At 68.5% G+C, this 1,461-nt stretch carries 1 protein-coding gene; it reads left to right on the top strand.

Going from position 1 to position 1,461, the window contains the following annotated elements; translation table 11 throughout:
* Positions 1 to 236: 236 nt before the first annotated feature.
* Positions 237 to 1,445 (top strand): IS110 family RNA-guided transposase, encoded by a 1,209-nt coding sequence (locus IEZ24_RS21365; RefSeq protein ID WP_129457164.1) that lies wholly within the window; start codon positions 237 to 239, stop codon positions 1,443 to 1,445.
* The last annotated feature ends 16 nt before the right edge of the window (positions 1,446 to 1,461 follow it).

Raw genomic sequence — 1,461 nt, 5'->3', positions numbered from 1 at the left:
TCATTCTGGGCTACTAGAGACTCTCGCCAAGGTCGATGTCTGGCCAGACTCGACTGAGGTGCTCGGCGGGCTCGCTCTCTTTTGGGCTGCCCACCGCCGACCGCGGTGTGGCCCTCCTCCGGTTTGCGGCCCGCTGAGCACTGCTGACGAGGCGTGGCTCAAGAGGGGACTGCCCAGCTCGTAGTAGCAATGCCCACCTCGCCGTCCATCCGGAAACGCACAGGCGGGAGAAGCACATGAGCAACCCAGTCGGACGCGTCGTCATCGGCGTCGATCCCCACAAACTGTCGGCCACCATCGAGGTCCTCGACCAGCACGAGACGAAGCTCGGCAGCGGACGGTTCAGCACCGACCACGCCGGCTACACGGCGATGCGCGCATACGCGAGCACCTGGCCGGATCGGGTCTGGGCTGTCGAGGGAGCCAACGGCGCCGGACGGCCACTCGCACAACGGCTGCTCGAGGCCGGCGAGAACGTCGTCGACGTCCCGGCCAAGCTCGCCGCCCGGGTCCGGCTGTTCGACACCGGCCACAACCGCAAGACCGACGCCCTCGACGCCCACTCCGTGGCAGTCGTCGGAGTACGCACCAAGACCCTCCGCGTGCTGCGCCGCGACGGAGAGCTCGAAGCCATGCGGATGCTCGCCGACCGCCGCGAAGCCCTCACCCGACGCCGCGTCCAGACCGTGTGCCGACTCCACGCGCTGCTGGCAGAACTCCTGCCAGGACAGGCGAAGAAGGACCTCACCTCGGGCCAGGCCAAGGTCATGCTGGCCAGCGTCCGACCCCGCGACATCGCAGGGAAGACCCGACGCCGCATCGCCGCCGAGGAACTCGCCGACCTGATCGCGATCGAGACCAAGATGAAGAAGGCCACCGCCGAGCTGAAGGCGATGGTCCGGGCCCGGCAGTCGCACCTGATGGACATCCACGGCATCGGCCCGGTCGTCGCCGCACGGATCCTTGCCGACGTCGGCGACGTCGCCCGGTTTGCCGACCGCAACCGGTTCGCGTCCTGGACCGGCACCGCACCATTGGACGCATCATCGGGCGAGCAGAACCGGCACCGACTCTCACGAGCCGGCAACCGGCGGGTCAACCACGTCATCCACATCGCCGCGGTCACCCAGTTGCGGCTCGACACCGATGGCCGGGCCTACTACCGCCGCAAGCGAGCCGCCGGGAAGAAGCCGGCCGAGGCACTGCGCTGCCTCAAGCGACGCCTATCCGACACCATCTACAAGCAGCTGGTCGAAGACGCCACCGCGTCTGGCGCGAGTCCGGGAGGGCACTGCGGGGCGTCTCAAGAATCCAGCGCGGTCGACCTACCCCCGCACATCGACACTTCGGATCAGCCACTCCCGGACCCGCACGCCCGACGCTACGCCGCACCTGCGCCGCCCCGAAAGAGCACAGCGACAAGGACCCGCGAAGCCACTCGTTGACAACAGAGGGGAGCCG

The sequence above is a fragment of the Nocardioides ganghwensis genome (assembly GCF_014779655.1).
In the GTDB taxonomy this organism is placed as follows: domain Bacteria; phylum Actinomycetota; class Actinomycetes; order Propionibacteriales; family Nocardioidaceae; genus Nocardioides; species Nocardioides ganghwensis.
This window is presented reverse-complemented; position numbering and strand designations above follow the sequence as displayed.